The sequence below is a fragment of the Bacteroides sp. D2 genome (genome assembly GCF_025147085.1).
Classification (GTDB): domain Bacteria; phylum Bacteroidota; class Bacteroidia; order Bacteroidales; family Bacteroidaceae; genus Bacteroides.
This window is the reverse complement of record NZ_CP102261.1, coordinates 6,018,307-6,041,616: the sequence shown is the minus strand read 5'-3', so window position 1 is coordinate 6,041,616 and position 23,310 is coordinate 6,018,307. Positions and strand designations below refer to the sequence as shown.

At 41.5% G+C, this 23,310-nt stretch carries 20 protein-coding genes, 1 tRNA gene and 1 pseudogene; 15 read left to right on the top strand and 7 right to left on the bottom strand.

All coding sequences use genetic code 11. The annotated features are described in order from the left end of the window. Positions 1-2 precede the first annotated feature (2 nt). The 4 genes from NQ505_RS22910 to NQ505_RS22895 all read right to left on the bottom strand — a co-directional run bounded on the left by NQ505_RS22910 (position 3) and on the right by NQ505_RS22895 (position 5,654). Positions 3-665, bottom strand: a complete 663-nt coding sequence (locus tag NQ505_RS22910) for a DUF452 family protein (protein WP_004297134.1) — start codon at positions 663-665, stop codon at positions 3-5. Then, the gene (locus NQ505_RS22905; RefSeq protein ID WP_004326645.1) at positions 662-1,816 is read right to left on the bottom strand and encodes an 8-amino-7-oxononanoate synthase; all 1,155 of its coding nucleotides are present in this window, start codon (positions 1,814-1,816) and stop codon (positions 662-664) included. The genes NQ505_RS22910 and NQ505_RS22905 overlap by 4 nt, the downstream gene beginning before the upstream one ends. A 221-nt stretch (positions 1,817-2,037) precedes the next feature. Next, positions 2,038-4,452 (bottom strand): adenosylmethionine--8-amino-7-oxononanoate transaminase, encoded by a 2,415-nt coding sequence (bioA, locus tag NQ505_RS22900; protein ID WP_008999988.1) that lies wholly within the window; start codon positions 4,450-4,452, stop codon positions 2,038-2,040. Positions 4,453-4,544: 92 nt separating this feature from the next. Then, a complete protein-coding gene (locus tag NQ505_RS22895) occupies positions 4,545-5,654 on the bottom strand; it encodes a DUF4421 domain-containing protein (RefSeq protein ID WP_004304122.1) in 1,110 nt (369 codons plus the stop codon). 157 nt (positions 5,655-5,811) lie between these two features. Here NQ505_RS22895 and NQ505_RS22890 point away from each other — a divergent pair, with 157 nt between their 5' ends. Together NQ505_RS22890 and NQ505_RS22885 are read left to right on the top strand one after the other, a co-directional pair. Beyond that, on the top strand, positions 5,812-8,940 hold the full coding sequence (locus NQ505_RS22890) for a SusC/RagA family TonB-linked outer membrane protein (RefSeq protein ID WP_008999991.1): 3,129 nt from the start codon (positions 5,812-5,814) through the stop codon (positions 8,938-8,940). Between the two features lie 14 nt (positions 8,941-8,954). Then, positions 8,955-10,436, top strand: a complete 1,482-nt coding sequence (locus NQ505_RS22885) for a RagB/SusD family nutrient uptake outer membrane protein (RefSeq protein WP_004326649.1) — start codon at positions 8,955-8,957, stop codon at positions 10,434-10,436. Positions 10,437-10,538: 102 nt separating this feature from the next. On the opposite strand, the gene NQ505_RS22880 is transcribed toward NQ505_RS22885, so the two are convergent. After that, positions 10,539-11,741 carry an MFS transporter gene (locus NQ505_RS22880; protein ID WP_008999992.1) on the bottom strand — a complete coding sequence of 401 codons (1,203 nt, stop codon included), beginning with the start codon at positions 11,739-11,741 and terminating at the stop codon, positions 10,539-10,541. Positions 11,742-11,948: 207 nt separating this feature from the next. Between NQ505_RS22880 and NQ505_RS22875 the strand changes: the two genes are divergently transcribed. The 5 genes from NQ505_RS22875 (at position 11,949) to uxuA (ending at position 16,057) form a co-directional block, all read left to right on the top strand. Next, complete coding sequence (locus NQ505_RS22875; protein WP_004304114.1) at positions 11,949-12,194, top strand: GlsB/YeaQ/YmgE family stress response membrane protein; 246 nt, start codon at positions 11,949-11,951, stop codon at positions 12,192-12,194. 44 nt (positions 12,195-12,238) lie between these two features. Next, positions 12,239-12,526 carry a YtxH domain-containing protein gene (locus NQ505_RS22870; RefSeq protein WP_004297124.1) on the top strand — a complete coding sequence of 96 codons (288 nt, stop codon included), beginning with the start codon at positions 12,239-12,241 and terminating at the stop codon, positions 12,524-12,526. 390 nt (positions 12,527-12,916) lie between these two features. Beyond that, the gene (locus tag NQ505_RS22865) at positions 12,917-13,990 is read left to right on the top strand and encodes a substrate-binding domain-containing protein (RefSeq protein WP_008999993.1); all 1,074 of its coding nucleotides are present in this window, start codon (positions 12,917-12,919) and stop codon (positions 13,988-13,990) included. 21 nt (positions 13,991-14,011) lie between these two features. After that, positions 14,012-14,824: an SDR family oxidoreductase gene (locus tag NQ505_RS22860; RefSeq protein ID WP_004304110.1), complete on the top strand. Its 813-nt coding sequence runs from the start codon at positions 14,012-14,014 to the stop codon at positions 14,822-14,824. A 63-nt stretch (positions 14,825-14,887) separates the two neighbouring features. Beyond that, complete coding sequence (gene uxuA, locus NQ505_RS22855) at positions 14,888-16,057, top strand: mannonate dehydratase (protein ID WP_004304108.1); 1,170 nt, start codon at positions 14,888-14,890, stop codon at positions 16,055-16,057. Positions 16,058-16,131: 74 nt separating this feature from the next. On the opposite strand, the gene NQ505_RS22850 is transcribed toward uxuA, so the two are convergent. Continuing rightward, a complete protein-coding gene (locus NQ505_RS22850) occupies positions 16,132-16,728 on the bottom strand; it encodes a 3'-5' exonuclease (RefSeq protein ID WP_004297119.1) in 597 nt (198 codons plus the stop codon). Positions 16,729-17,038: 310 nt separating this feature from the next. Between NQ505_RS22850 and NQ505_RS22845 the strand changes: the two are divergent. The 3 genes and pseudogenes from NQ505_RS22845 to NQ505_RS22835 form a co-directional block, all read left to right on the top strand. Then, positions 17,039-17,209: pseudogene (locus NQ505_RS22845) on the top strand (ammonia-forming cytochrome c nitrite reductase subunit c552); the annotation flags it as partial. Positions 17,210-17,246: 37 nt separating this feature from the next. Further along, on the top strand, positions 17,247-18,071 hold the full coding sequence (locus NQ505_RS22840) for a helix-turn-helix domain-containing protein (RefSeq protein ID WP_004297116.1): 825 nt from the start codon (positions 17,247-17,249) through the stop codon (positions 18,069-18,071). Between the two features lie 81 nt (positions 18,072-18,152). Next, positions 18,153-18,569: a pyridoxamine 5'-phosphate oxidase family protein gene (locus NQ505_RS22835; RefSeq protein ID WP_004321324.1), complete on the top strand. Its 417-nt coding sequence runs from the start codon at positions 18,153-18,155 to the stop codon at positions 18,567-18,569. A 67-nt stretch (positions 18,570-18,636) separates the two neighbouring features. On the opposite strand, the gene NQ505_RS22830 is transcribed toward NQ505_RS22835, so the two are convergent. After that, on the bottom strand, positions 18,637-18,912 hold the full coding sequence (locus NQ505_RS22830) for a putative quinol monooxygenase (protein WP_004297114.1): 276 nt from the start codon (positions 18,910-18,912) through the stop codon (positions 18,637-18,639). A gap of 393 nt (positions 18,913-19,305) precedes the next feature. Between NQ505_RS22830 and NQ505_RS22825 the strand changes: the two genes are divergently transcribed. From NQ505_RS22825 to NQ505_RS22805, 5 genes are all read left to right on the top strand, one after another. Continuing rightward, entirely contained in the window at positions 19,306-20,145 is an 840-nt protein-coding gene (locus NQ505_RS22825) for an RteC domain-containing protein (protein WP_004326651.1), read from the top strand. A 108-nt stretch (positions 20,146-20,253) separates the two neighbouring features. Then, the gene (locus NQ505_RS22820) at positions 20,254-20,856 is read left to right on the top strand and encodes a DUF1062 domain-containing protein (protein WP_004304101.1); all 603 of its coding nucleotides are present in this window, start codon (positions 20,254-20,256) and stop codon (positions 20,854-20,856) included. A gap of 85 nt (positions 20,857-20,941) precedes the next feature. Then, on the top strand, positions 20,942-21,643 hold the full coding sequence (locus tag NQ505_RS22815) for an SIMPL domain-containing protein (RefSeq protein ID WP_004321318.1): 702 nt from the start codon (positions 20,942-20,944) through the stop codon (positions 21,641-21,643). 217 nt (positions 21,644-21,860) lie between these two features. Continuing rightward, the gene (gene rsgA, locus NQ505_RS22810) at positions 21,861-22,949 is read left to right on the top strand and encodes a ribosome small subunit-dependent GTPase A (protein ID WP_004297109.1); all 1,089 of its coding nucleotides are present in this window, start codon (positions 21,861-21,863) and stop codon (positions 22,947-22,949) included. Positions 22,950-23,147: 198 nt separating this feature from the next. Further along, a tRNA-OTHER gene (locus NQ505_RS22805) sits at positions 23,148-23,267 on the top strand. The last annotated feature ends 43 nt before the right edge of the window (positions 23,268-23,310 follow it).

Genomic DNA, 23,310 nt, shown 5'->3' with positions numbered 1-23,310 from the left:
CATCAGTTCTCCGGCTGCATGAGTATCGTGTTAAAAAGCTCTTGTTGGTAATGTGCCGCTTCCACTTGTTCAAGAGAGTCCACTTGGTTTTCCCATGCCAAATATTGGTTATCCGGGAGGAAAATGCGGTCGCCTTTTCCTATGATAGCTTTTTGCCATTTAAAATCAGAGGGCGGCAATGATAAATATTGTTGTTGTATAGCGGCAAGTTCTTCTTTGAGTTCTTCCATCGGACGCTGGGGGGATATGGTTTGAAAAGTTTTATAGTCAGCTATTGAACCACACATTCTTCTTTGAAATTTTTGCAAGGTTTGTTCATTCAGCCCTTGAAGTGTGCCATCGAAAATAGAGTGAGCGATACCTTTGGTTTCGTGTATGGGGTAGAGGGTGCCGTTGATGGCGATACTTTGGGAGACAGGCAGATGTGGGTACTGCTTCATGATTTGCGAAGCTGCCCAGACTCCCATCGACCAGGCGATAAGTGTAATCTGGGAATAGGTTTCCAATAAGTCGGTATCAAATGCTAATGAACGGTAATCATAGCAAATCATCCAGTCCTTATCTGTAGGATGAATGGTCAGGAAAGGAGTTTCGTCCATCCCCCAACCGGCGAAGAAAAGCAATAGATGCTTCTGATTATTCTTTATGATAAAATGCTGCTTCATTCGTTTATCAGTTTGATGAGTTGGTCAATTTCATGTTCAGTGATGTCCGCTGTCAGTGAAAAACGGATACGTGAAGTTCCGTCGGGTACGGTAGGTGGACGGACGGGCAATGCATAGAATCCTTTGCGCTGGAGTTCTTCTGCTTTCAATATGGTATCTTCACTGGCTCCTATAATCATAGGTACAATATGGCTCACCGATGGGCAATTATATCCTTTGGCTGTAAGGGCTACCTTTAGCTTTTCACTGATTTGTAGCAGGTGAGCCCTCTTATGTTGTAAAGCTGAAAGGCGTTCTAACACCCACGAAGTCCACTGGATATTGATAGGAGGAAGTGCGGTGGTGAATATAAACGTGCGCATTTTATTAATAAGATATTCCCGAATGAGTTGCCGACAGACAATATAGGCACCTGCCGAAGCAATGGCTTTTCCGAATGTTCCTACCAAAAAGTCTATATCGTTGATACAGTCCTGTTCTTCGGCACATCCTAATCCTTTTTTTCCTCGTACACCAAAAGCATGAGCCTCATCTACATAAAGAAGAACATTGGAATAACTCTTTTTGAGTTGAATGAGAGCGGGAAGATCAGCTTCATCGCCATCCATGCTGAAGATACTTTCGGTAACAATAATAAGCTGCTCATAAGCGTTATGATTTTCAGCAATCAGTCGTTGCAACTGGGAAATATCATTGTGACGATACCGAATACATTTAGCTGATGATAATTTAATTCCGTCTATCAGGCTTGCATGCACTAGCTTGTCGGCAAGAATCAGTGTGTGAGTATTGCAAATGGCAGGAAGTATTCCTGTATTGGCATGATAACCACTATTGAATATAAGTGCACTTTCCGTTCCGAACATCGTGGCTAGCTGTTGCTCCAACTTCTGATAGTCACTAAAATTGCCGGTCAGTAACCGGGAAGAGGAGGAAGTAGGCAGGAATGTTTCAGGGGTGAGTGTTTTTAAGAATTCCTTCCTCAATGAAATGTCATTGGACAGCCCGAGATAATCATTAGAAGATAGGTTCAACATTCGTTGTCCGTTCAGCAGAACATCTCGTCCTTCGTGAATAAGCGGTGGGAGAGAACGGTAGTTCTTTTTCTCTTTCAAGGTCTGGAGTTCCTGGTTTATATGTTCTAATGTCATGAATTATTGTTTTAAGTAATAAGTATTCGATATATGGATGGTTGAAAGCGTAATCAGTTGTCTATAAGATGTTTATTGTCTAAAGAAGTATCCCGAAAGTTTCTCACCGACCAAGGCATCCTTCCTCGGTGAGGAAAGGCCCGTTCCTCACCGAGGAACACCCTTTTGCTCACCGAGGAACAGATTCTTGGGTGAAAATCTGGTAATATTCTTCTTATCTGTCATCTTTTTTGAATAACTTTAAGTAAGCCGGAAGTCAGTTCGCTTAATTGTTCCGAAGTGATGATGAAAGGCGGCATCAGATATACCAGCTTGCCAAAGGGACGTACCCAGATTCTTTCTTCCACAAATCTTCGTTGCATATAGGCCATATTTACCGGACGTTTCATCTCAATGACTCCGATGGCTCCGAGTATTCGTACATCAGCCACTTCCGGAAATTCCCGTGCAGGAGCTAGTTCTTCTTTCAGTTGAGTTTCGATTCGCTTCACATTCTCTTGCCAACCGGATTCGAGCAGCAGGCGAACGGAAGCGCAAGCCACTGCACACGCAAGTGGATTCCCCATAAATGTAGGTCCGTGCATAAAAGCTCCCGGTGTGTGGTTAGAGATTGTATCTGCTATCCGGTTGCTGGTCAATACAGCAGAAAGTGTCATATATCCTCCGGTCAGTGCTTTACCGATACACATTATATCCGGTTCTACTCCGGCATGTTCCCAAGCAAAAAGTTTACCGGTTCGTCCGAATCCCGTTGCTATCTCATCGAAAATAAGAAGAATATCGTGCTTCCGGCAAAGCTTTTCTGCTTCGCGCAGGTACTGCGGATGATAAAACCACATCCCGCCTGCTCCCTGTACCACCGGTTCCAGAATAAGCGCCGCTAACTCTTTTGAATGTTTTTCAATCATCTCTTGTAGAGGTAGTATATCTTTCGGATTCCATTCTCCGTCGAACCGGGAAGTGGGGGACGGGACAAAATAACGTACAGGCAATGCCGAACCGAAAAGACTGTGCATACCCGTCACCGGATCACATACAGACATGGCATTCCACGTATCACCGTGATAGCCGGAACGGATAGCCACGAAATTGTTCTTTTCCGGTTTTCCTGCGGCATACCAATATTGTACAGCCATTTTCAGTGCCACTTCTACGGCTACCGAACCGGAATCTGCATAGAATATTTTCTGCATGGAGGAAGGAACCAAAGGCAATAATAGTTTCCCCAGTTCAATGGCCGGATCATGCGTCAGTCCTCCGAACATGACATGAGACATTTTATCTAATTGTTCTTTTGCCGCCTGATTTAATACCGGATGATTATATCCATGCACTGCACACCACCAGGAAGACATTCCGTCAATGAGTGTCCGTCCGTCTTCGAGGGTAATGGTTGCTCCGTCTGCCCGTTTCACTTTGTAGACAGGAAGCGGATCGGTAGTCGAAGTGTACGGATGCCAGATATGTTCGCGGTCAAACTGGGAACCGGCGAAATGATAACCTTCTTCTTGAATCATCTTTTTGTCCTCCGATACTTTGGAGCCGAGTGTTGTCAATAGGTCGCCTACGATAGCCGAGTTAATTCCGATATATAATGCCTTGCGCATCGCTTCGGAAGAAAGCTGTGAACGTCCTCCGGCAAAACGCAGAAAAGCGGTTGGATTGATAAAACGAAAGATAACGATGGTTTTGAGTATTTCTTCTTCGCTTAAAGGCTGCTCATTTTCCAGTGGAGTTCCCGGAATCGGGCTAAGCAGGTTGATAGGTATGGATTGAACATTCAGTTCTGCCAATGTGAAAGCAAATTCAATCCGTTGTTCCATCGTTTCTCCCATGCCGATGATACCTCCGCAACAGATATCCATGCCTACACGACGGGCTGCATCGAGAGTAGCCAGTTTCTGTTCTTGCGTATGCGTAGAGCAGAGTTTGGAAAAATAAGACGGGGCAGTTTCCAGATTACAGTGATAACGGGTGATTCCTGCTTCATGCAGGGAACGCAATTCTTCTTCATTGAGCAGTCCCAGAGAAGCACAAAGTTGAATCGACGAATGTCGACGCATATAACGGACTGTATCGCAAAGTTGGGTAATCTGTTTGGGAGATGGTTTTCGTCCGCTGGTAACGAGGGAGAATCGGTTGACGTCCTGGGCTTCATTGTATTGGGCCTGTCGAAGACATTCTTCAGCGGGAAGGAGATCGTAAATCTCGGCTTTAGTCCGGTAGTGGGAGGATTGTGCACACCATTTGCAGTTTTCCGGACATCGGCCGGACTTGGCGTTGATGATGGAACACATGTCGAACTCGTGTGAAGCACGCGCGACGGTAATCTCATGCGCGGCGGCATAAAGCGCCTCGCTGTCAGCCATGTTGGCTAGCCAAGCAGCTTGGTCGGGTGATATGTCGATACCCGCCAACACTTGGTCTTTGATTTCCTGAAGTGTCATAAATGTATGATAAGGGATAGTTTGTGCAGCATTCTGCTTACGAAGAGCAACGTCTACTACATTGGTATGCAGATGACCGATTTGGAATTCGCGTCCCATACTTGCAAAGGCAGCATAGTTCTTTCTTCCCCAGTAGCGAAAGCGGGAAAGAAGAGCGCGTGTGGTCTGTATGTGGCGTTGTTGCTTCATTGATTTTTTTACTTTTGTTCGTTAGAACGTGGCAAATGTACAAAGATTCTTTGGATAAGCAAGCAAGTTGATGATTTCTAGTTTCTGTGGAATTATTTCTTTTTCCTGTATTCTTTGCGGGTGTTGAAGTTGAATCCGGCATATATTTGGAGAGTACCGAATCCATTGTCGACAGAGAAATTGTTGCGATGATAATTGTAGTTTTTTCCAACAAAAGAAGTACCTACGTAATACTTGCCTGTGTTGTAGACAATCCCTGCCCGAACCAGAAAATCCAGATTGAATTTACCGTACCATGCTTTTGCTTCATTTGTTTCTGCGTCCACATCGGAAGCTTTGTAGGCAATGGCAGGGGTGAGAGACAGGCATGCCAGACAGTTGCGGGCAAAGACCCAGTTGTAGGCGTAGCCGAAACTGATATTGGCATTGGTGTATTTAATATTCTTGACTTTCATGGCAGGATTCATCGCCTCCTGGATAAATCCCGGAAGTGCTGTATAGTCGAAGTCGAGATGATGCTTTGAAATGGAAAAACCTGCAATAAATGTACCTGCATTGCGTCGTTGATTGGTGGACTGACTGAATGCGGCAGGATAGGAGAATTTACGGTTATTGAAGATATAATATAGATTCAGTCCTTTGATATCTACCTTTATTCCGCTGAAATCTTCGGAATAGTTGGAGGGGATATCGTCTGAAAATCCTCTGATTTTATGTATTTTGTAATCATTACCAGTGCGGCGATAGAAGATATCCACACCCAGTTTGGAACTGTATAGGCTAAGATCGAATTCTGTTCCTCTGTTCTTTCGGGTACCTTTTTTGAAAATATCGTTCACATCTACAGACCATCCCAGGAAAATCCATCGCCAGCCGAAATACAATCCTATCTTGTTGTGCGGGTTGGGAGAAAAACTAAGTTTCTGTGGCTGCGGCAATTCACTGGTGATAGAATAATACTCAAAGTTGCTGAAATGAGTAACCATCAGCGCATAGTTATAACGGTTGGGACTGATATAGAGCGTATCGAAATCACTGAAGTTCATAAACTTCTTGATCGCTCTTTTAAAAGCACTTGGCTTGGCGGTTGCTGTGGAATCTACTTCTGTACTATCGTTGCCTAAAGAGACTTTCTCTTCAGTCTGTGCCTGTAAGGACAGTGAAAATAACAGAAAAAGATATAGAATAACCCGTTTCCCCATGTGGTTCTTTGTTGGTATAGATATTTTTTGTTTCACGAATGTACTACCTTTCGTTGATTTATACTAGCAATCTTCTAAAAAATGTTTCGTTTCCTAAACAAAAAAGTTCAATGTACTGTTAGTTACAACAAGCAAATAAATCTTAAGCCACAAAATTATGAGAATCTATTTACGTTTATTAGTCGTGTCTCTTCTGCTTTTTGTAGGAAATATAGTATATGCGGAAGCACAGCAGGAGAAACGCGTGACAGGCACGGTGACTTCTGAAGGAGAACCTTTGCCTGGTGTCTCCGTACAATTGAAAGGAGCATCTTCCGGCACCATTACCGATATTGATGGAAAGTATTCGATTGAGGTTCTTGCTACCGGTACTTTAGTGTTCCGTTTTGTAGGAATGAGAACAGTAGAACAACCGGTGAATAACCGGAGTGTGATTAATGTCACGTTGGAATCGGAAAGTAAGGAACTGGAAGAAGTAATGGTAGTAGCTTATGCTACCGCTAAAAAGTATAGTTTTACCGGAGCAGCTTCGACGATGAAAGCAGGTGAGATTGAAAAGTTACAGACTTCCAGCATATCACGTATATTAGAGGGTACGGTATCCGGAGTACAGGCAAGTGCGGCAAGTGGGCAGCCGGGTACGGATGCGGAAATCCGTATTCGTGGTATCGGGTCTATCAACGCTTCCAGCGCTCCGCTTTATGTAGTGGACGGTGTACCGTTTGATGGTAGTGTGAACTCTATCAATCCGGATGACATATCTTCGATGACAGTATTGAAAGATGCGGCCTCTGCTGCTTTGTACGGTTCCCGTGGTGCGAATGGAGTGATTATTATCACCACCAAGCAGGGAGATCAAAATACCAAAGCAACGGTAAAGGTGAAAGCTTCCTTAGGAGGTTCCAACCGTGCCGTGCGTGATTATGATCGTGTCAGTACCGACCAATATTTTGAATTATATTGGGAAGCACTTCGCAATCAGTATGCCAAGAGTGCGGATTATACTCCGGCAACTGCCGCCACGCAAGCATCCAAAGACTTGGTAACGAAATTAATGGGAGGTGGCCCGAACCCCTATGGTCCTCAATATGCGCAACCGGTCGGTACAGATGGAAAGCTGGTGGCAGGTGCCCGTTCGTTATGGAATTCTGACTGGAGTGACGCCATGGAGCAACAGGCACTTCGCACAGAGTTAAATCTAAGTGTTTCCGGAGGTGGAAAAGCGAATCAGTATTTCTTTTCTGCCGGATACCTGAATGATAAAGGTATTGCACTCGAATCCGGTTACCAGCGTTTCAATCTCCGTTCCAATATCACCAGCGAGATGACTTCCTGGTTGAAAGGAGGCGTCAATTTGAGTTTCGCACATTCCATGCAGAACTATCCAGTTTCATCCGACTCCAAAACCAGTAATGTGATTACCGCAGGACGTACCATGCCGGGATTCTATCCCATTTATGAAATGAATACGGATGGTAGCTACAAATTGGATGAGAGTGGAGATCGTATTTATGACTTCGGTTCTTATCGTCCTTCCGGTTCGATGGCAAACTGGAACCTTCCGGCTACTTTGCCTTTGGATAAATCGGAACGAATGAAAGATGAAGTTTCCGGTCGTACTTTTCTGGAAGCTACGATTATTGAAGGACTGAAATTCAAGACAAGTTTTAACTTTGACTTGATTAATTATAATACATTGGATTATACGAATCCGAAGTTAGGTCCGGCTAAAGAGAACGGAGGCGGTGTCAGCAGGATGAATACCCGCACTTTCTCCTGGACGTGGAACAATATCGCTACGTATGACAAGACAATTGGTGAACATCATTTTAATGTTCTTGCCGGTGTGGAGGCTTATTCTTACCGCTACGATGAACTGACGGCATCACGTTCCAAAATGGCGCAGCCTGATATGCCGGAATTGGTAGTCGGTTCACAGCTGACCGGAGGTTCGGGATATCGCATCGACTATGCATTGGTGGGTTATCTGACGCAAGCGTTATATGATTATCAGAATAAATATTTCTTCTCGGCATCTTATCGTCGCGACGGTTCTTCACGTTTTGCACCCGAAACCCGCTGGGGAAATTTCTGGTCGCTGGGTACTTCCTGGCGTATCGACCGGGAAGAGTTTATGGCAAGCACTTCCGACTGGTTATCTGCCTTAACCCTGAAAATGAGCTATGGTGCACAGGGAAACGATAACTTGGGTACGTATTATGCGAGTAAAGGGCTTTATACCATTGTTTCCAATCTGGGAGAAAATGCGTTAGTGTCCGACCGTATGGCGACCCCGAACCTGAAATGGGAAACGAACCTCAACTTTAACGTGGGTATCGACTTCTCCCTGTTCAACAACCGTTTTTCCGGTTCGTTTGACTTCTTTACACGTCGTTCGAAAGATTTGCTTTACTCACGTCCGATAGCTCCTTCCCTGGGATATGGTTCTATTGACGAGAATGTAGGAGCCTTGAAGAATACAGGTATAGAAATGGTGTTGAACGGAACGATTATCAATCAGAATGGTTGGGTATGGAAACTGGGTATGAATCTGACACATTATAAGAATAAGGTGACGGATCTTCCTTTGAAAGATATGCCGCAAAGTGGTGTGAACAAGTTGCAGGTAGGCCGTTCTGTTTATGATTTCTATATGATAGAGTGGGCGGGAGTAGATCCGGAGAACGGAGATCCGTTGTGGTATATGGATGAAGAAGATGAAAATCACAATCCGACCGGAAAACGTGTCACAACAAACGATTACGGTTCGGCTGACTATTATTACGTCAATAAATCATCTCTCCCGAAGGTATACGGTGGATTCAATACCTCTCTTTCCTGGAAAGGATTTGATCTTTCTGCCATCTTTGCTTATAGTATCGGTGGATATATCTACAATCGTGATATAACAATGATCCTGCACAACGGAAGTCTGGAAGGACGTGACTGGTCGACGGAGATTCTAAAAAGATGGACTCCCGACAATCGTAATACAGATGTTCCCGCTTTGAGTACTACCACTAATAACTGGAACTCGGCTTCTACCCGTTTTTTGCAGAATAATTCGTATATGCGATTGAAAAACCTGACTCTTTCCTATAACTTACCCAAACAGTGGATTAGTAAGTTATCATTGAGCAGTGTACAGGTATATGTACAAGGAGATAATCTGTTTACCATTCACCGGAATCAGGGACTAGACCCTGAACAGGGAATTACCGGTATCACTTATTATCGCTATCCGGCTATGCGAACGATCTCCGGAGGTATCAACGTTTCTTTCTAAATTCAGACTAAATTATGAGAAAAATAAAAATTAAATCCATTCTTGCCGCAGTTGCCGGACTTTTCCTGGCAACGAGTTGTAGCAGCAGTTTTTTGGATACGGACCCAACGGATGCGGTAAGTTCAGAAAAAGTACCTGTGCCCGAAAATGCAGCGGCACTTGTGAATGGTGCCTGGTATAATCTGTTTGATTATTCAAGTACTTATGCCAATATCGGTTATCGGGCGCTTCAGTGTCTGGATGACATGATGGCAAGTGATATTGTTTCCCGTCCGAAATACGGTTTCAACTCTTCGTATCAGTTTAACGATATAGCGTTACCTTCAAACAATAGAACAGAATTTGCTTGGTATCTGATATATAAAACGATCGATAACTGTAATACTGCCATTTCCATTCAGGGAGATTCGGAGGAACTCCGGCAGGCGCAGGGACAGGCATTGGCGCTGCGTGCTTTCTGTTATTTACACTTGGTGCAGCATTATCAATTTACTTATCTGAAAGATAAAGATGCTCCATGTGTTCCTATATATACCGAACCGAGTAATAGTTCGACAGTTCCGAAAGGAAAATCAACAGTGGCACAGGTTTATCAGCGTATTTTTGATGATCTGAACCTGGCACAGGATTATTTGAAGAACTATGTAAGGAGTGGTGATAACCAGAAATTCAAACCGAATGTTGCCGTAGTGGATGGCCTCTTGGCTCGTGCTTATCTGTTGACAGGGCAGTGGGAAGAAGCAGCGAAAGCAGCTGAAGCCGCACGTACAGGATATACGTTGATGACAACGACAGCCGAATACGAAGGCTTCAATAATATTTCCAATAAAGAATGGATATGGGGATTTCCTCAAATACCTTCTCAATCGGATGCCAGCTACAACTTCTATTATCTGGATGCAACATACGTCGGAGCTTATAGTAGCTTTATGGCCGATCCTCATCTAAAAGATACCTTTATTGAGGGTGACATTCGTCTGCCTTTGTTTCAGTGGATGCGTGAAGGGTATCTGGGATATAAGAAATTCCACATGCGTGCAGATGATACAGCTGATCTGGTCTTGATGCGTGCTTCTGAAATGTATTTGATAGAAGCGGAGGCGAAAGTTCGTGATGGAGTAGCTTTGAATCAGGCTGTCATTCCATTGAATACGTTGCGCAATGCCCGTGGAGTGGGAGATTATGACGTGACAGGGAAATCACAGGAAGATGTTCTTAATGAGATTCTGATGGAACGTCGCCGCGAACTTTGGGGAGAGGGATTCGGTATTACAGATGTACTTCGTACACAGGGTTCCGTAGTACGTACTGCTTTATCTGATGAAATGCAGAAGACTGAAGTCGATTGCTGGCAGGAGGGTGGTAGCTTTGAAAAACGAAATCCTCTGGGACATTGGTTCCTTAACTTCCCGAACGGTAAACCGTTTACAGTAAATAGCACCTATTATTTGTATGCTATTCCCCAGAAAGAAATAAACGCTAACCCTAACATATAAATAGCTCTCTTAATTTTTTGACTTTGACCTTAACTTGTAGACCGGTATACGTCGTGACGATGCATACCGGTCGTTTTCTTTCTTTTTTATAAAGAGCTTTATTTATATTTTCTGCTTCTTTAAATTAGGCAAAAAGAACGTGACTAATCCCAGCAGCGGCATATAAGCACAGATATTATATACATATTCAATACTCGTTTTATCCGCTAAATTACCGAGTACAGCAGATGCTACACCAGCCACCCCGAATGCAAATCCAAAGAATAACCCTGATATTAATCCGAGCTTGGTAGGAAGCAATTCCTGTGCATAAAGCAATATGGCAGGAAAAGCGGAAGAAAGCATTAATCCCACACAGAAGCTAAGGATAATAGTCCACAGCAGATTGGCATGTGGCATTAGTAAGCTAAATGGGGCAGCTCCTAAAATAGAAGCCCAAATCACATACTTCCGACCGATACGGTCACCGACAGGTCCGCCAATTAATGTTCCGATAGCAGTAGCTACCAGGAAAATAAATAAATATAGCTGCGAATCTTGTACACTTACATTGAATTTATGAATCAGGTAGAAAGTATAATAACTGGTGAGACTTGCCATATAAATATATTTGGAGAAAATCAGAATCAGCAATATCGCGATTGAAAGGGCTGTCTTATCCATAGGCAAAGGAAGATGAACTGGTTTTCTGACACTGACAGTCTGTGCTTTCATCCGGTTTAGATATGATTTATACCATTTGCAAATTGGGTACATCACTCCGATAGCAGCTAAAGCCACAAATGCAAATACGATGAGATGTTGCCTGCCATAAGGAGCCACCAACAGAGCAACCAGCAAAGGGCCTAATGAACCTCCGAAGTTACCACCTACCTGAAAGAGTGATTGTGCCAGTCCACGTTTTCCGCCGGAGGCAAGGAACGTGATACGGGAGGCTTCCGGATGCAGTACGGAAGAGCCAATTCCGATTAAGAATACGGAGGCTAATATCCAGTATAGATTATCAGAGAATGCTAAGTTTATCAAACCAATCAGTGTAAAGCTCATTCCGATAGGCAATGACCACGCGACGGGATGCTTATCAAAGAAAATTCCGGTAATCGGTTGAAAAACTGAAGCGGAAAGTTGATAGACTAGTGTGATAAGTCCGATTTGCGCGAAACTAAGTCCTAAATCATCTTTAAATAAAGGATAAGATGCTGATAGCACCGACTGTAAAAGATCGTTGAGGCAATGCGAAAGACTCAATGCAATCAAAATGGAAAATGTAATTTTTCCTACGGGTTGTTCCTGATTCTGTACCATAATACCTATTTACTATTGAAGTGTTCCTGAAAAATCGGCTGCAAAGGTACGGAAACTTCCCGTTTCTCAATATATATTTGCTGTGATTAATTCAATATGATAGGAATAAAGCTCTAAGACTAAGGATTGTAAATTGTCGTTAATTCAGTTTTGAGTGACTGAACTATTCTTCATACCTACTGTTGTTAAATAAAAAAGGAGGATTATATGGGCTTTATATGGTATATCATTATTGGTATTGTGGCTGGATTCCTCGCAGGTAAAATAATGCGCGGCGGAGGTTTTGGTCTTGTTATAAATTTATTACTTGGTATTCTTGGAGGTGTACTGGGCGGTTGGGTGTTTGCCCTTTTCGGACTGGCAGCTTCAGGACTGATCGGAAGTTTGATAACTTCCACCGTAGGAGCTATCCTTGTATTGTGGATTGCTTCTTTATTCTCGAAATCTAAATAGATATTTATATAATTTATTTTTAATCCTAAAAACAGAACTTGATTATGGAATGTAGACATGGAAATTTCTGGATTGGACTCGGAATTGGGTCAATCCTTGGCGCAGTAGCTTATCGTCTTTCACGTACAGCAAAAGCAAAACAATTAGAAAGTGAAATTTATAATGCTATCCATCGCATAGGTCGTGATGCTGAAATAGCTGCTGCTCATGCTGAAAGAAAAGCAGTGGATCTTGGACTTAAAGCAGTAGAAGCCGGTGCGGAAATTGCTGATAAAGTAGCAGATGAAGCCGATAAAGTGGCCGGAAAAGCAAAAGATAAGTGGGGGAAATAAGAACTCCAAAACGGGTAATCGATTTAAATAGAATCGGTTACCTGTTTTATTTTATATACGTTTAATCTTTTATTTCTAGCCTCATCAGTCACTATCTGAATGATGTGTGCACGAACACATATTGGTGTATCTTCCCCATTATTTTCACTTCCTTCAAGAATCAAAAGCTATTTTCCCTCTGATTTCTCATCTGATAAATGCTTTTTTCTCTATACTATCTTTACTTTTTCTTATGTTTAACAACATGTATACTTCCTGGTTGTTCTAGTTAACTAGTTGATTATTAATAATATGTTCTTTGTTGTATATTATGTGTGTGCGCACACACTATTGCTTAATTCAATAATTCATTTTACTTTTGTCGATGAAAAACAAGATACTTATCAATAAATGGATAAAGAGTTTTCAAATATTCGGATTGTAGACATTGCTAAGATGGCAGGTGTCTCTGTTGGCACGGTAGATCGTGTAATCCATAATCGTGGCAGGGTATCTGAAGAAAACAGGAAAAAGGTACAGGCGATTCTGGAGATGGTACATTACCAGCCCAATCTGATGGCACGTTCATTGGCGGCCTCCAAAAAGCAATATCATCTTCTAGCGATTACTCCTTCTTTTGTTCAGGGAGAGTATTGGGAAGCTATTTCGGAAGGTATAGATAAAGCAGCGTCGGAAATGGAATCGTATAACATCACCATTACCAAACTCTTTTTCGATCAATATAATAACAAGACTTTTGATGATATCATCCGTAATCTGCTGAATGAGAAAGTAGATGGTGTATTGATTGCGACTTTGTTTACGGATTCTGTTATCCGGCTTTCGCAGGAACTTGACAGGAATGAAATACCTTATGTGTATGTTGACTCCAACATTGGAGGGCAACATCAACTGGCTTATTTCGGAACGGAGTCTTATGATGCCGGAGTGATTGCTGCCAGATTGTTGATGGACCGGCTTTCTTCGTCTTCCGATATATTGATGGCGCGAATTATTCATAGTGGGAAGAATGACTCTAATCAGGGAAAGAACAGGCGCGAAGGTTTCTGCCATTATCTCACGGAAACAGGGTTCAACGGAAATCTGCATGAAGTAGAGCTGAAAATAAATGATTCAGTGTATAACTTCATGAAGCTGGATGAAATATTTGAAGCTAATCCGAATATAAATGGGGCTGTTATTTTTAATTCAACTTGCTATATTTTAGGGAATTACCTGAAAGCGAGAGGAATGCAGTCTGTCAAACTGGTTGGTTATGACCTTATCGGGAGAAATACACAGTTGCTTTCCGAAGGTGTGATAACCGCATTGATTGCGCAGCGTCCGGAGCGTCAGGGATATGATGGTATTAAATCATTGTGTAATCATCTGTTGTTCAAACAGGGCAGTGAAAAGGTTAATTTGATGCCTATCGATATTCTCTTTAAAGAGAATCTGAAATATTATCTGAACAATAAATTATAAACATATAAACTTGTAAGAACTATGAATGAATTATTTAACGTAAAAGGCAAAGTAGTTGTTATCACCGGTGGAGCTGGTATTTTAGGTAAAGGTATTGCTGCGTATCTCGCAAAGGAAGGTGCAAAAGTAGTTGTGCTCGATAGAAGTGAAGAAGCAGGAAAAGCATTGGTAGACAGTATCAAAGCCGAAGGAAATGAAGCTATGTTCCTTTACACGGATGTAATGGATAAGGAAGTGCTGGAAGGTAACAAAGTAGAAATCATGAAGGCTTATGGCCGTATTGATGTATTGTTGAACGCTGCCGGAGGTAACATGGCAGGTGCAACTATCGCTCCGGATAAGACTTTCTTCGATTTGCAGATTGATGCATTCAAGAAAGTGGTGGATCTGAACCTTTTCGGTACAGTATTGCCTACAATGGTATTTGCTGAAATTATGGTAGAACAGAAGAAAGGTTCTATTGTAAACTTCTGTTCTGAATCGGCTCTTCGTCCATTGACCCGTGTGGTAGGTTATGGTGCGGCAAAAGCAGCTATTGCCAACTTTACTAAATATATGGCTGGTGAACTGGCTTTGAAATTCGGTAACGGTCTGCGTGTAAATGCCATCGCTCCGGGATTTTTTCTGACCGATCAGAATCGTGCATTATTGACTAATCCGGATGGTTCTCTGACCGATCGTTCAAAGACCATTCTCGCTCATACTCCATTCAACCGTTTCGGTGAACCGGAAGACCTTTATGGAACAATCCATTATTTGATTAGCGATGCTTCTAACTTCGTAACAGGTACAGTAGCTGTTATCGACGGTGGATTTGATGCATTCTCTATCTAATATTGGGATGATATCATTCTGTTTTTAATCATAATTAGTAACTTGTAATCAGGAAAGAATAATATGTATTTATGTGAACAAACTTGGCGCTGGTATGGTCCTAACGACCCGGTTAGCTTGTGGGATATTAAGCAGGCAGGCGCTACTGGTATAGTAAATGCTCTTCATCACATTCCAAATGGTGAAGTGTGGACAGTAGAAGAGATCATGAAGCGTAAGCAAATGATTGAAGAAGTGGGTCTGACATGGTCTGTGGTAGAAAGTGTACCTGTACACGAGCATATCAAAACACAGACGGGCGACTTTATGAAATACATCGAAAACTATAAGGAAAGTATCCGTAATCTGGCGAAGTGTGGCGTGATGGTAGTTACTTATAACTTCATGCCTGTATTGGACTGGACCCGCACAGATCTTGCCTATACAATGCCGGACGGCTCTAAAGCACTCCGCTTTGAAAAAGCAGCTTTTGTAGCTTTCGATCTTTTCATCTTGAAACGTCCGAATGCTGAAAAAGACTATACTCCGGAAGAAATAGCTAAAGCGAAAGCTCGTTTTGAGCAGATGAGCGAAGACGACAAGAAATTGTTGGTTCGTAATATGATTGCCGGACTTCCGGGTTCGGAAGAAAGTTTCACGGTAGAACAATTTCAGCAAGCATTAGATCGTTATGACGATATTGATGCAGAGAAGCTTCGTTCCAACCTGATTTTTTTCTTAAAAGAAATTGCTCCTGTTGCCGATGAAGTAGGAGTGAAACTGGTGATTCATCCGGATGATCCTCCTTATACCATCTTAGGTTTGCCTCGTATTTTGAGTACGGAAGAGGATTTCAAGAAATTGATTGAAGCCGTACCTAACGAATCTAATGGCCTCTGCTTGTGTACAGGCTCTTTCGGTGTGCGTGCCGACAATGATCTTGCAGGTATGATGGAGCGTTTTGGCGACCGTGTGAACTTCGTACACTTGCGCAGTACACAACGTGACGAGGAAGGAAACTTCTACGAAGCTAATCACTTGGAAGGAAATGTAGACATGTACAACGTAATGAAGAGCCTTATTCTTCTACAACAGCGTCGTAAATGCTCTATCGCTATGCGTCCCGACCACGGACATCAAATGATTGATGACTTGAAAAAGAAAACGAATCCGGGATATTCTTGCCTGGGCCGTCTTCGCGGATTGGCTGAACTTCGCGGCTTGGAAATGGGTATTGCAAAATCTATCCTCTAATCGAAGTACATAGTTAGCACTTTATTATCAAACACTACGGCTATTATTGATTGAAATAATAGTTGTAGTGTTTTTCATTTGCTCTTTTTCACTGGTTGAGGAATAAGTGAAGCGAATAAATCTCCAACATGTATATCTTTATCAGCTTTCTTTGTTTTTCTTTCTTTTTTCGGTTCGGGAATAATAAGTAAAGCTATTTGTGCGCAAGCCTCTGCATCTGCCAGTGCGTGGTGGTGATTCTCTAAATGATATCCGCATCGTTCTGCTACCGTATGCAACTGATGATTGGGCAAATCTTTTCCAAAGACTTTCCTCGAAGTACGGCAAGTACAATAAAACTTATAATCAGGATAAGTCATGTCATATAATTCGTGAACCGCCCGGAGACAACCTTCATCAAAAGGACTGTTGTGCGCTACAAGTGGCAGACCGTCTATCAATGGTTTGATTTCCGCCCATACTTCCGGAAATTCGTCGGCTTCCATCGTGTCGTCGTAAGTTAAGCCATGAACAGCTGTGGTCCATTGCGTATAATAATTGGGGCGGGGACGGATCAGACGATAGATTTTATTCGTTATTTTTCCTTCCCTTACGATGACAACCCCAACACTGCATACGCTGGTACGTTTGCCGTTGGCTGTTTCAAAGTCGATAGCTGCAAAGTTTATCATCGTTTCTATTATTTTTTCGGATACAAATATAGCATAAAAAATGAGGTTGGAGAAAATATAGTAACAGGATTGGCAAATAGAAACCTTTTACTAAAAATTGAATTAAAATGGACTTTGGGGAAACATTTCCAATAAAAAACTCTTCTTTTAAAGAATTTACACTATTTTTGTTCGACATAAACCAAAGGCATGGACAAAATGGAAAATCCGGGACCATTTGCCCCCTCCTGTCCAAATCAAATTGATCCCCTGAATCCAATCTAAATTGATCCCTTTTGTCCAGCTGAAAGTGACCCCTTCAAATTGAACGTACGGATATACTGGTGATGTTCCGCTTCCGGATATCACAACGAAAGAAAAGGCGCAGCAATATATCGGTTTGGATATGGCTGCCGAAAAGGTAGGCAAAGATAAATTTCTCGAAGAAATTGTCCCTGAATGGCTTCAAAAGGCAAAGGCAAACGGACGCATCGTTGATTAGAATTTATTTTCGCTATATTTGCGTACAAAATAGATCCATGTATACAGAATATCAGCCTTCTCATTTACTTGTTCCCTACATTGATAGCTATTGGGAGTTTAAGGGCAATCCGGATTATGGTATGCGCATCCATATTCTGCCGGATGGTTGTACCGATTTTATATTTACGCTGGGAGAGGTGGCTAATGCTGTTGAAGAAGGGAGTCTGATTATGCAACCCTATCGTTCCTATTTTGTAGGACCTATGACAAAATATTCGGAACTCGTCACTTATACAGAATCGATTCACATGTTTGGCGTTCGTTTTTTACCTTGTGGTTTGTCTTGCTTTACAAACCTGCCTCTACACGAATTTGTGAATAGCAGAGTCAGTACTAATGAGATGAAGGCTGTTTTTGATGACACTTTTATTGAAAAATTAGGTGAGCAGAAGCATGTCACAGATCGAATACGAGTAGTGGAAGAATATTTGCTGGCATATTTGGCGCGTCATTATCAGCCTGCCGATTCTCATGTCGCTATGGCAGTGAACATGATTAATCATTCCAAAGGAAAACGTTCAGTTCGCAGCTTGATGGATGATGTCTGTTTGTGTCAGCGTCATTTTGAGAGAAAGTTCAAGCATTATACCGGATTTACTCCTAAAGAATACAGCCGTATTGTTAAATTTAAGAATGCTGTGGAATTGTTGAGAACCACAACATCAGCCAATCTGTTGACTACGGCAGTTGATGCAGGATACTATGATTTAGCGCATTTTTCAAAAGAGATTAAGTCGATGTCCGGCAATACTCCTGCGTCTTTTCTTTCCCTAACCGTTCCGGAAGAAACCACACTTACTTATATCGAACCACAAAGATAGATTAGGTAAAAGTCGCTTTTTTACAATAGAATGGGAAGATATGCCGTTACCTTTGCAAGGTTAATAAAAAACAATCAATTTATGACCACAAAAACAATGAAAGAGAAAGCAACAGAATTGTTGCAGAGATGTGAAGTAGTTACCCTTGCTTCTGTGAATAAAGAAGGTTATCCCCGTCCTGTGCCGATGAGCAAAATCCTGGCAGAAGGAATTTCCACTATCTGGATGTCTACCGGAGCAGATTCACTAAAAACAATTGATTTCTTATCGAATCCGAAAGCAGGATTATGCTTTCAGGATAAAGGAGACAGCGTGGCGTTAACGGGGAAAGTGGAAGTTGTAACTGACGAAAAGATGAAGCAGGAACTTTGGCAGGATTGGTTTATCGATCATTTTCCCGGTGGTCCCACTGATCCCGGCTATGTCTTGTTGAAATTTGAATCGAATCACGCAACTTATTGGATTGAAGGAACATTTATCCATAAGAAACTCGACTAATTCTACTCGGAAAGATAGAGGAATAGCGGATTTAATGAGGCTGTTCTCGAACAGCCTCGTAATTCATTTAGAATTCAAATTTTTCCAATTTCATTTCAGCCAATTTCTGAATGATACCTACATATTGAGCGAAATGAGGAGATTTTTCGTGTGCTGCCAATACTTCGGCATTCTGCCAAGTTTCGCAAATCATGAAAACGTCAGGACGCGTGCTGCTTTCGAAAGTATCATAAGCAATGCATCCTTCTTCTTTTAAAGAACAGGCAGTCAGTTCTTTTGCCGCTTTTATTGCTTCTTCGCGGTTGGATTCGTTTACACGAACAAAAACATTTAATCTGATCATAGTCTTTTTTATTTATATAATTAAAAGAATTGCTTTCTCACAGTATCTGTGAAAAGTCGGAGGCAAAGATACTATTTTTCTATACTTCTGGTGAGTTTATTTCAAAAATTCATATAAACTTCATGTCATCCTAAAAAAACAATTATATTTGCATCTGAATTCTAAAAGCAATGATTTTGGGCACAATTCTTAAATTTGTTATAGCTTAATATTAGCCTCATAAACCACAGGCTAATTTCTTTCGTTTGAGTAGTTCTATACTTGAACAGGTTTTTCATTTTATCATTTTTATTATTCACTGCATCGTTTTTCAAAACTGATGCAATTAAGGTATTCAGGCTTTTAGTCCGGTTTATGCTAATCAGATGGGAGTGGTGGGTGCGTTGAGAATGAATGGAAAATTTCGTAAGAAATAGTAAGCTGAACATAGAAGAAGAAATAAAAAGGATTGAGCTTCAGACGGTTGATCCTTTGGATAGAATCAGGCAGATCATTGGTGTCGTACAGGTTTCACTGACCTCGCTGAAAACAACTGTTGCCGGATATCAGTTTCGAAGTGCTGAAGAAGAGATTCTTTTCTTTAAAGTCTCGAAACCGCAGATTTCCGGTCTGTTGATGTTTTATGTCCGTTTGTATCAGATTGAAAAGAATCGTATCGACAAATCTCTGTCATCCCAATGCAGATATCTGAAGATTGAATTGGAGAACCTGCAAAAATCATTTTTGAATAATGACTTTTATGAATATTACCGTGCCGGTCGAACAGAGCTTGATAACCGCTATTTTATTCGGGAGAATTATGATATTCTTTCTGATATACATTGTCATCTACTGGATAGAGATATTTCTTTTACCACCTTGCATGACTCGAGTGTTGCAGAAATTCTGGCGAATAATCGCTTGATAGAATATGTGTCGGAGGAAATAGAGCAGCTGACAGAGAAACTTCATCTTAAATTCACTTCCATTGTAGACAGTAAACTGTTGCAATGGACGGACAGTAAAGTTGCTTTGGTTGAGTTTATCTACGCCTTGTATGCAGGTAAATGCTTTAGTAATGGAAATACGAGTTTGAAAGACATTGCTTTTTGTTGCGAAACACTGTTTAATATCGAGATAGGTGATTTTTATCGTATATTCTTGGAAATCAGGAATAGAAAGAAAAGCAGAACCCAATTTCTGGATAAGTTGAAAGAACAGATTATAAAGATGATGGATGAGCTTGACAGATAAATTTCAGGGCGTCTTGTGACATCTTGTGAATTATACAAATGGCTATTATCCAACTTTGCGGAGAAATATAATTGATTCACAAAGAAAGATAATCGCTTTTGTATAGTTATGGAAACAACATTTACATGGGAGATAAGGGTGAAGAATTGCCCCTTATTAATTAAGAAATGCAGTCACTGTGATAGTGACCGCTTTTATTGCAGTGATAAGTTCAGGATGAATGCACAGAAGAAAAACATTGATGTCTGGCTGATTTATAGATGTGTGAAATGTGATAACACTTGTAATATGACTCTGTTGTCACGAACTAAACCCGACTTGATTGATAAAAAGCTCTTTCACAGCTTTTCTATGAATGACAGGGAAGTTGCCTGGCAATATGCCTTTTCTGCCGGAGTGGCAAGTAGGAATAATCTTCAATTAGATTATGACAGTGTTGAATATGAGGTGATAAATACCGTCTCTTTAGAAGACATCCTGAATATGAGTAGTGAGATCATAAGTATCCAAGTCAAGTGTGATTTCGACTTGAGCCTTAAATTATCCTCATTGATAAAAAGATGTCTGCCTCTTTCCAGTACCCGCTTGAAGCTGCTGTTTGAAAAAGGGTATATTTCTTTACTTTCCGGCAAAACATCTTCCAAGTGTAAGGTAAAGAATGGCGATACTATTTTGATGGATCGAAAAAGCCTGATTGATTTCTTGGGATAAAATCGGTTTTACAGTTTTTTTTAATAGCTTTGTGAAATGATAATTCGCATTCTGTAAAAGAGGTTGTACTATTAAGATGGAAGATATGAAAAAGGTATGTTTATTAGCTTTTGTTTTGTTTACTTGGAGTATCGTTGTGAATGCACAGGAAAGTGATGGACGATACGTTGAAGTGACCGGTTCTTCTGAAATAGAAGTCGTTCCGGATGAGATTCATTTTCTGGTTCAGATTAAGGAGTATTGGCAAGAAGAATACACCGGTAAATCAAAAAAAGAAGAAGATTTTCATACGAAAGTGCCATTGGCAATGATAGAGAAAGATTTGCGTAAAAGTTTGCGCAAAATAGGAATAACGGATGATGCTATCCGCACACAGGAAATAGGAGATTATTGGCGTCAGAGAGGAAAGGAGTTTCTGATAGGTAAGCAATTGGATATCCGGCTTACGGATTTTGAGCAGATTAACTCTATTATTCGTTCAGTCAATACGTGGGGAATTGAGTCCATGCGCATCGGAGAACTCAAACATAAGGATTTGCCAATGTATCGGAAACAAGGTAAGATTGAAGCACTGAAGGCTGCCCGTGAGAAAGCATCTTATCTGGTGGAAGCGATGGGGCAGCAGTTGGGTGAAGTGATTCGTATCATCGAACCTGCCGATAATAACATAAGCCGTTATCTTCCTTTCGAAGCGCAGAGCAATGTAAGCATGGGTGCGGCAGCTACCGAGCAGTACCGGGTTATCAAGCTACGGTATGAAATGATGGCTCGTTTTGCCATTAAATAAAAATAGTCTATCTTTGTCGCATGACAAGAAATAATAAATCGGATTTGGTTTAGTAAACAATCTGTGTTTCTGATACAGATTGTCCTTTCGTTTGCTCTCGGATGATTCCTTCCGGGAGTACTCTTTATGTCTTTATAATTTCAATTTTTAACTTGCGTACAAGGGTGCTAAAAGCATCGTGGTGCTTTGTAACGTGTACGCTGTATACATTAAGATCATGAATAACGAAAATCAAACAATTCACAAATTCGACTTTAATTTAAACTGGTATGGCTGGAATGATAAACTAAGCCAACTAAAACAAGAATCACTCTACAGCACTCTTCCTCATGGACGTATATCCATAGTACATCGTACCTGCTACGAGGTCGTTTCCGAAAACGGATTGTTTCAGTGTGAACTCACGGGAAACATGATGTATGGGAAATCTGATGCTGAATTACCCTGTACGGGTGATTGGGTGCTTTTTCAACCATTTGATGAGAATAAAGGGATTATTGTCTATATGCTACCTCGTGAGCGGACATTGTATCGCAAGAAAAGTGGTACAGTTGCCGATAAGCAGGCCATTGCTTCTTACGTCGATAAAGCATTTATTGTGCAGAGTCTTGACGATAATTTCAATGTCCGCAGAGTAGAACGTTTTATGGTTCAGGTATTAGAAGAAAACATCAAGCCTGTATTGGTACTTAATAAATCCGATTTAGATTTTGACAGGCAGAGTGTTGAAGAACAAATAAATCATATCTCCAATCAGATACCCGTATTTTTTACGAGCATTCATCAACCCCAAACGATTCTCCGGTTGCGGGAATCCATATCAGAGGGAGAAACTGTTGTGTTTGTCGGTTCTTCGGGTGTCGGGAAAAGTTCTCTGGTAAATGCACTCTGTGAAAAATCTGTGTTGCTTACCTCCGATATAAGCCTGTCCACAGGAAAAGGCCGGCATACATCAACCCGTCGGGAAATGGTATTGATGAATGATTCGGGTGTTTTAATCGATACTCCGGGTGTGCGTGAATTTGGCTTGGTTATCGACAATCCAGACTCACTGGCCGAAGTACTTGAAATCTCTGACTATGCAGAATCGTGCCGTTTCAAAGATTGCAAGCATATCAACGAACCGGGTTGTGCTGTTTTAGAAGCAGTCAATAGCGGTGTGTTAGATTATAAAGTTTATGCAAGCTATCTGAAACTTCGCCGGGAAGCGTGGCACTTTTCAGCTTCCGAACATGAGAAACGTAAAAAGGAGAAGTCCTTTACAAAACTTGTAGAAGAAGTAAAGAATCGTAAGGCAAATCGCTGATTTCTATTTAAACGATGCAGGTATTGGAATTTATTTTTTTCTTTAAAAGAGCAAAAAAGTTTTAGTTGCGCAAAAAGGCTGCGCACCACTGCATCTATCTTTGTCGAAGAAACAAGAAAACAGGTCAAGTACGGGTTACTTCCATACATCCTGTTAAGATATTGACTCATACGATTATCAGTTTTCCTGTTTCGTAAAGGGGCAGTAGCTCAGTGGGTAGAGCATCATACATAATCTTGAGATTATCCTGATGAAAAAGGTCAATTAAGATTTACTTCTATCCTGTGACGGTCGTCGGTTCGACTCCGGCCTGCTCCACAAAAAATAAATATAGAGGTAGGACAGCAGCTTCGGGATTATC

Excerpts from the sequence above, each read along its gene's own strand:
- NQ505_RS22865 (WP_008999993.1), top strand. The coding sequence starts at position 12,917 with ATGGATAAAGAGTTTTCAAATATTCGGATTGTAGACATTGCTAAGATG.
- NQ505_RS22835 (WP_004321324.1), top strand. The coding sequence starts at position 18,153 with ATGACCACAAAAACAATGAAAGAGAAAGCAACAGAATTGTTGCAGAGA.
- NQ505_RS22875 (WP_004304114.1), top strand. The coding sequence starts at position 11,949 with ATGGGCTTTATATGGTATATCATTATTGGTATTGTGGCTGGATTCCTC.
- uxuA (WP_004304108.1), top strand. The coding sequence starts at position 14,888 with ATGTATTTATGTGAACAAACTTGGCGCTGGTATGGTCCTAACGACCCG.
- NQ505_RS22820 (WP_004304101.1), top strand. The coding sequence starts at position 20,254 with ATGGAAACAACATTTACATGGGAGATAAGGGTGAAGAATTGCCCCTTA.
- NQ505_RS22815 (WP_004321318.1), top strand. The coding sequence starts at position 20,942 with ATGAAAAAGGTATGTTTATTAGCTTTTGTTTTGTTTACTTGGAGTATC.
- NQ505_RS22860 (WP_004304110.1), top strand. The coding sequence starts at position 14,012 with ATGAATGAATTATTTAACGTAAAAGGCAAAGTAGTTGTTATCACCGGT.
- rsgA (WP_004297109.1), top strand. The coding sequence starts at position 21,861 with ATGAATAACGAAAATCAAACAATTCACAAATTCGACTTTAATTTAAAC.
- NQ505_RS22825 (WP_004326651.1), top strand. The coding sequence starts at position 19,306 with ATGGAAAATTTCGTAAGAAATAGTAAGCTGAACATAGAAGAAGAAATA.
- NQ505_RS22885 (WP_004326649.1), top strand. The coding sequence starts at position 8,955 with ATGAGAAAAATAAAAATTAAATCCATTCTTGCCGCAGTTGCCGGACTT.
- NQ505_RS22870 (WP_004297124.1), top strand. The coding sequence starts at position 12,239 with ATGGAATGTAGACATGGAAATTTCTGGATTGGACTCGGAATTGGGTCA.
- NQ505_RS22910 (WP_004297134.1), bottom strand. The coding sequence starts at position 665 with ATGAAGCAGCATTTTATCATAAAGAATAATCAGAAGCATCTATTGCTT.
- NQ505_RS22830 (WP_004297114.1), bottom strand. The coding sequence starts at position 18,912 with ATGATCAGATTAAATGTTTTTGTTCGTGTAAACGAATCCAACCGCGAA.
- NQ505_RS22840 (WP_004297116.1), top strand. The coding sequence starts at position 17,247 with ATGTATACAGAATATCAGCCTTCTCATTTACTTGTTCCCTACATTGAT.
- bioA (WP_008999988.1), bottom strand. The coding sequence starts at position 4,452 with ATGAAGCAACAACGCCACATACAGACCACACGCGCTCTTCTTTCCCGC.
- NQ505_RS22850 (WP_004297119.1), bottom strand. The coding sequence starts at position 16,728 with ATGATAAACTTTGCAGCTATCGACTTTGAAACAGCCAACGGCAAACGT.
- NQ505_RS22905 (WP_004326645.1), bottom strand. The coding sequence starts at position 1,816 with ATGACATTAGAACATATAAACCAGGAACTCCAGACCTTGAAAGAGAAA.
- NQ505_RS22895 (WP_004304122.1), bottom strand. The coding sequence starts at position 5,654 with ATGGGGAAACGGGTTATTCTATATCTTTTTCTGTTATTTTCACTGTCC.
- NQ505_RS22890 (WP_008999991.1), top strand. The coding sequence starts at position 5,812 with ATGAGAATCTATTTACGTTTATTAGTCGTGTCTCTTCTGCTTTTTGTA.
- NQ505_RS22880 (WP_008999992.1), bottom strand. The coding sequence starts at position 11,741 with ATGGTACAGAATCAGGAACAACCCGTAGGAAAAATTACATTTTCCATT.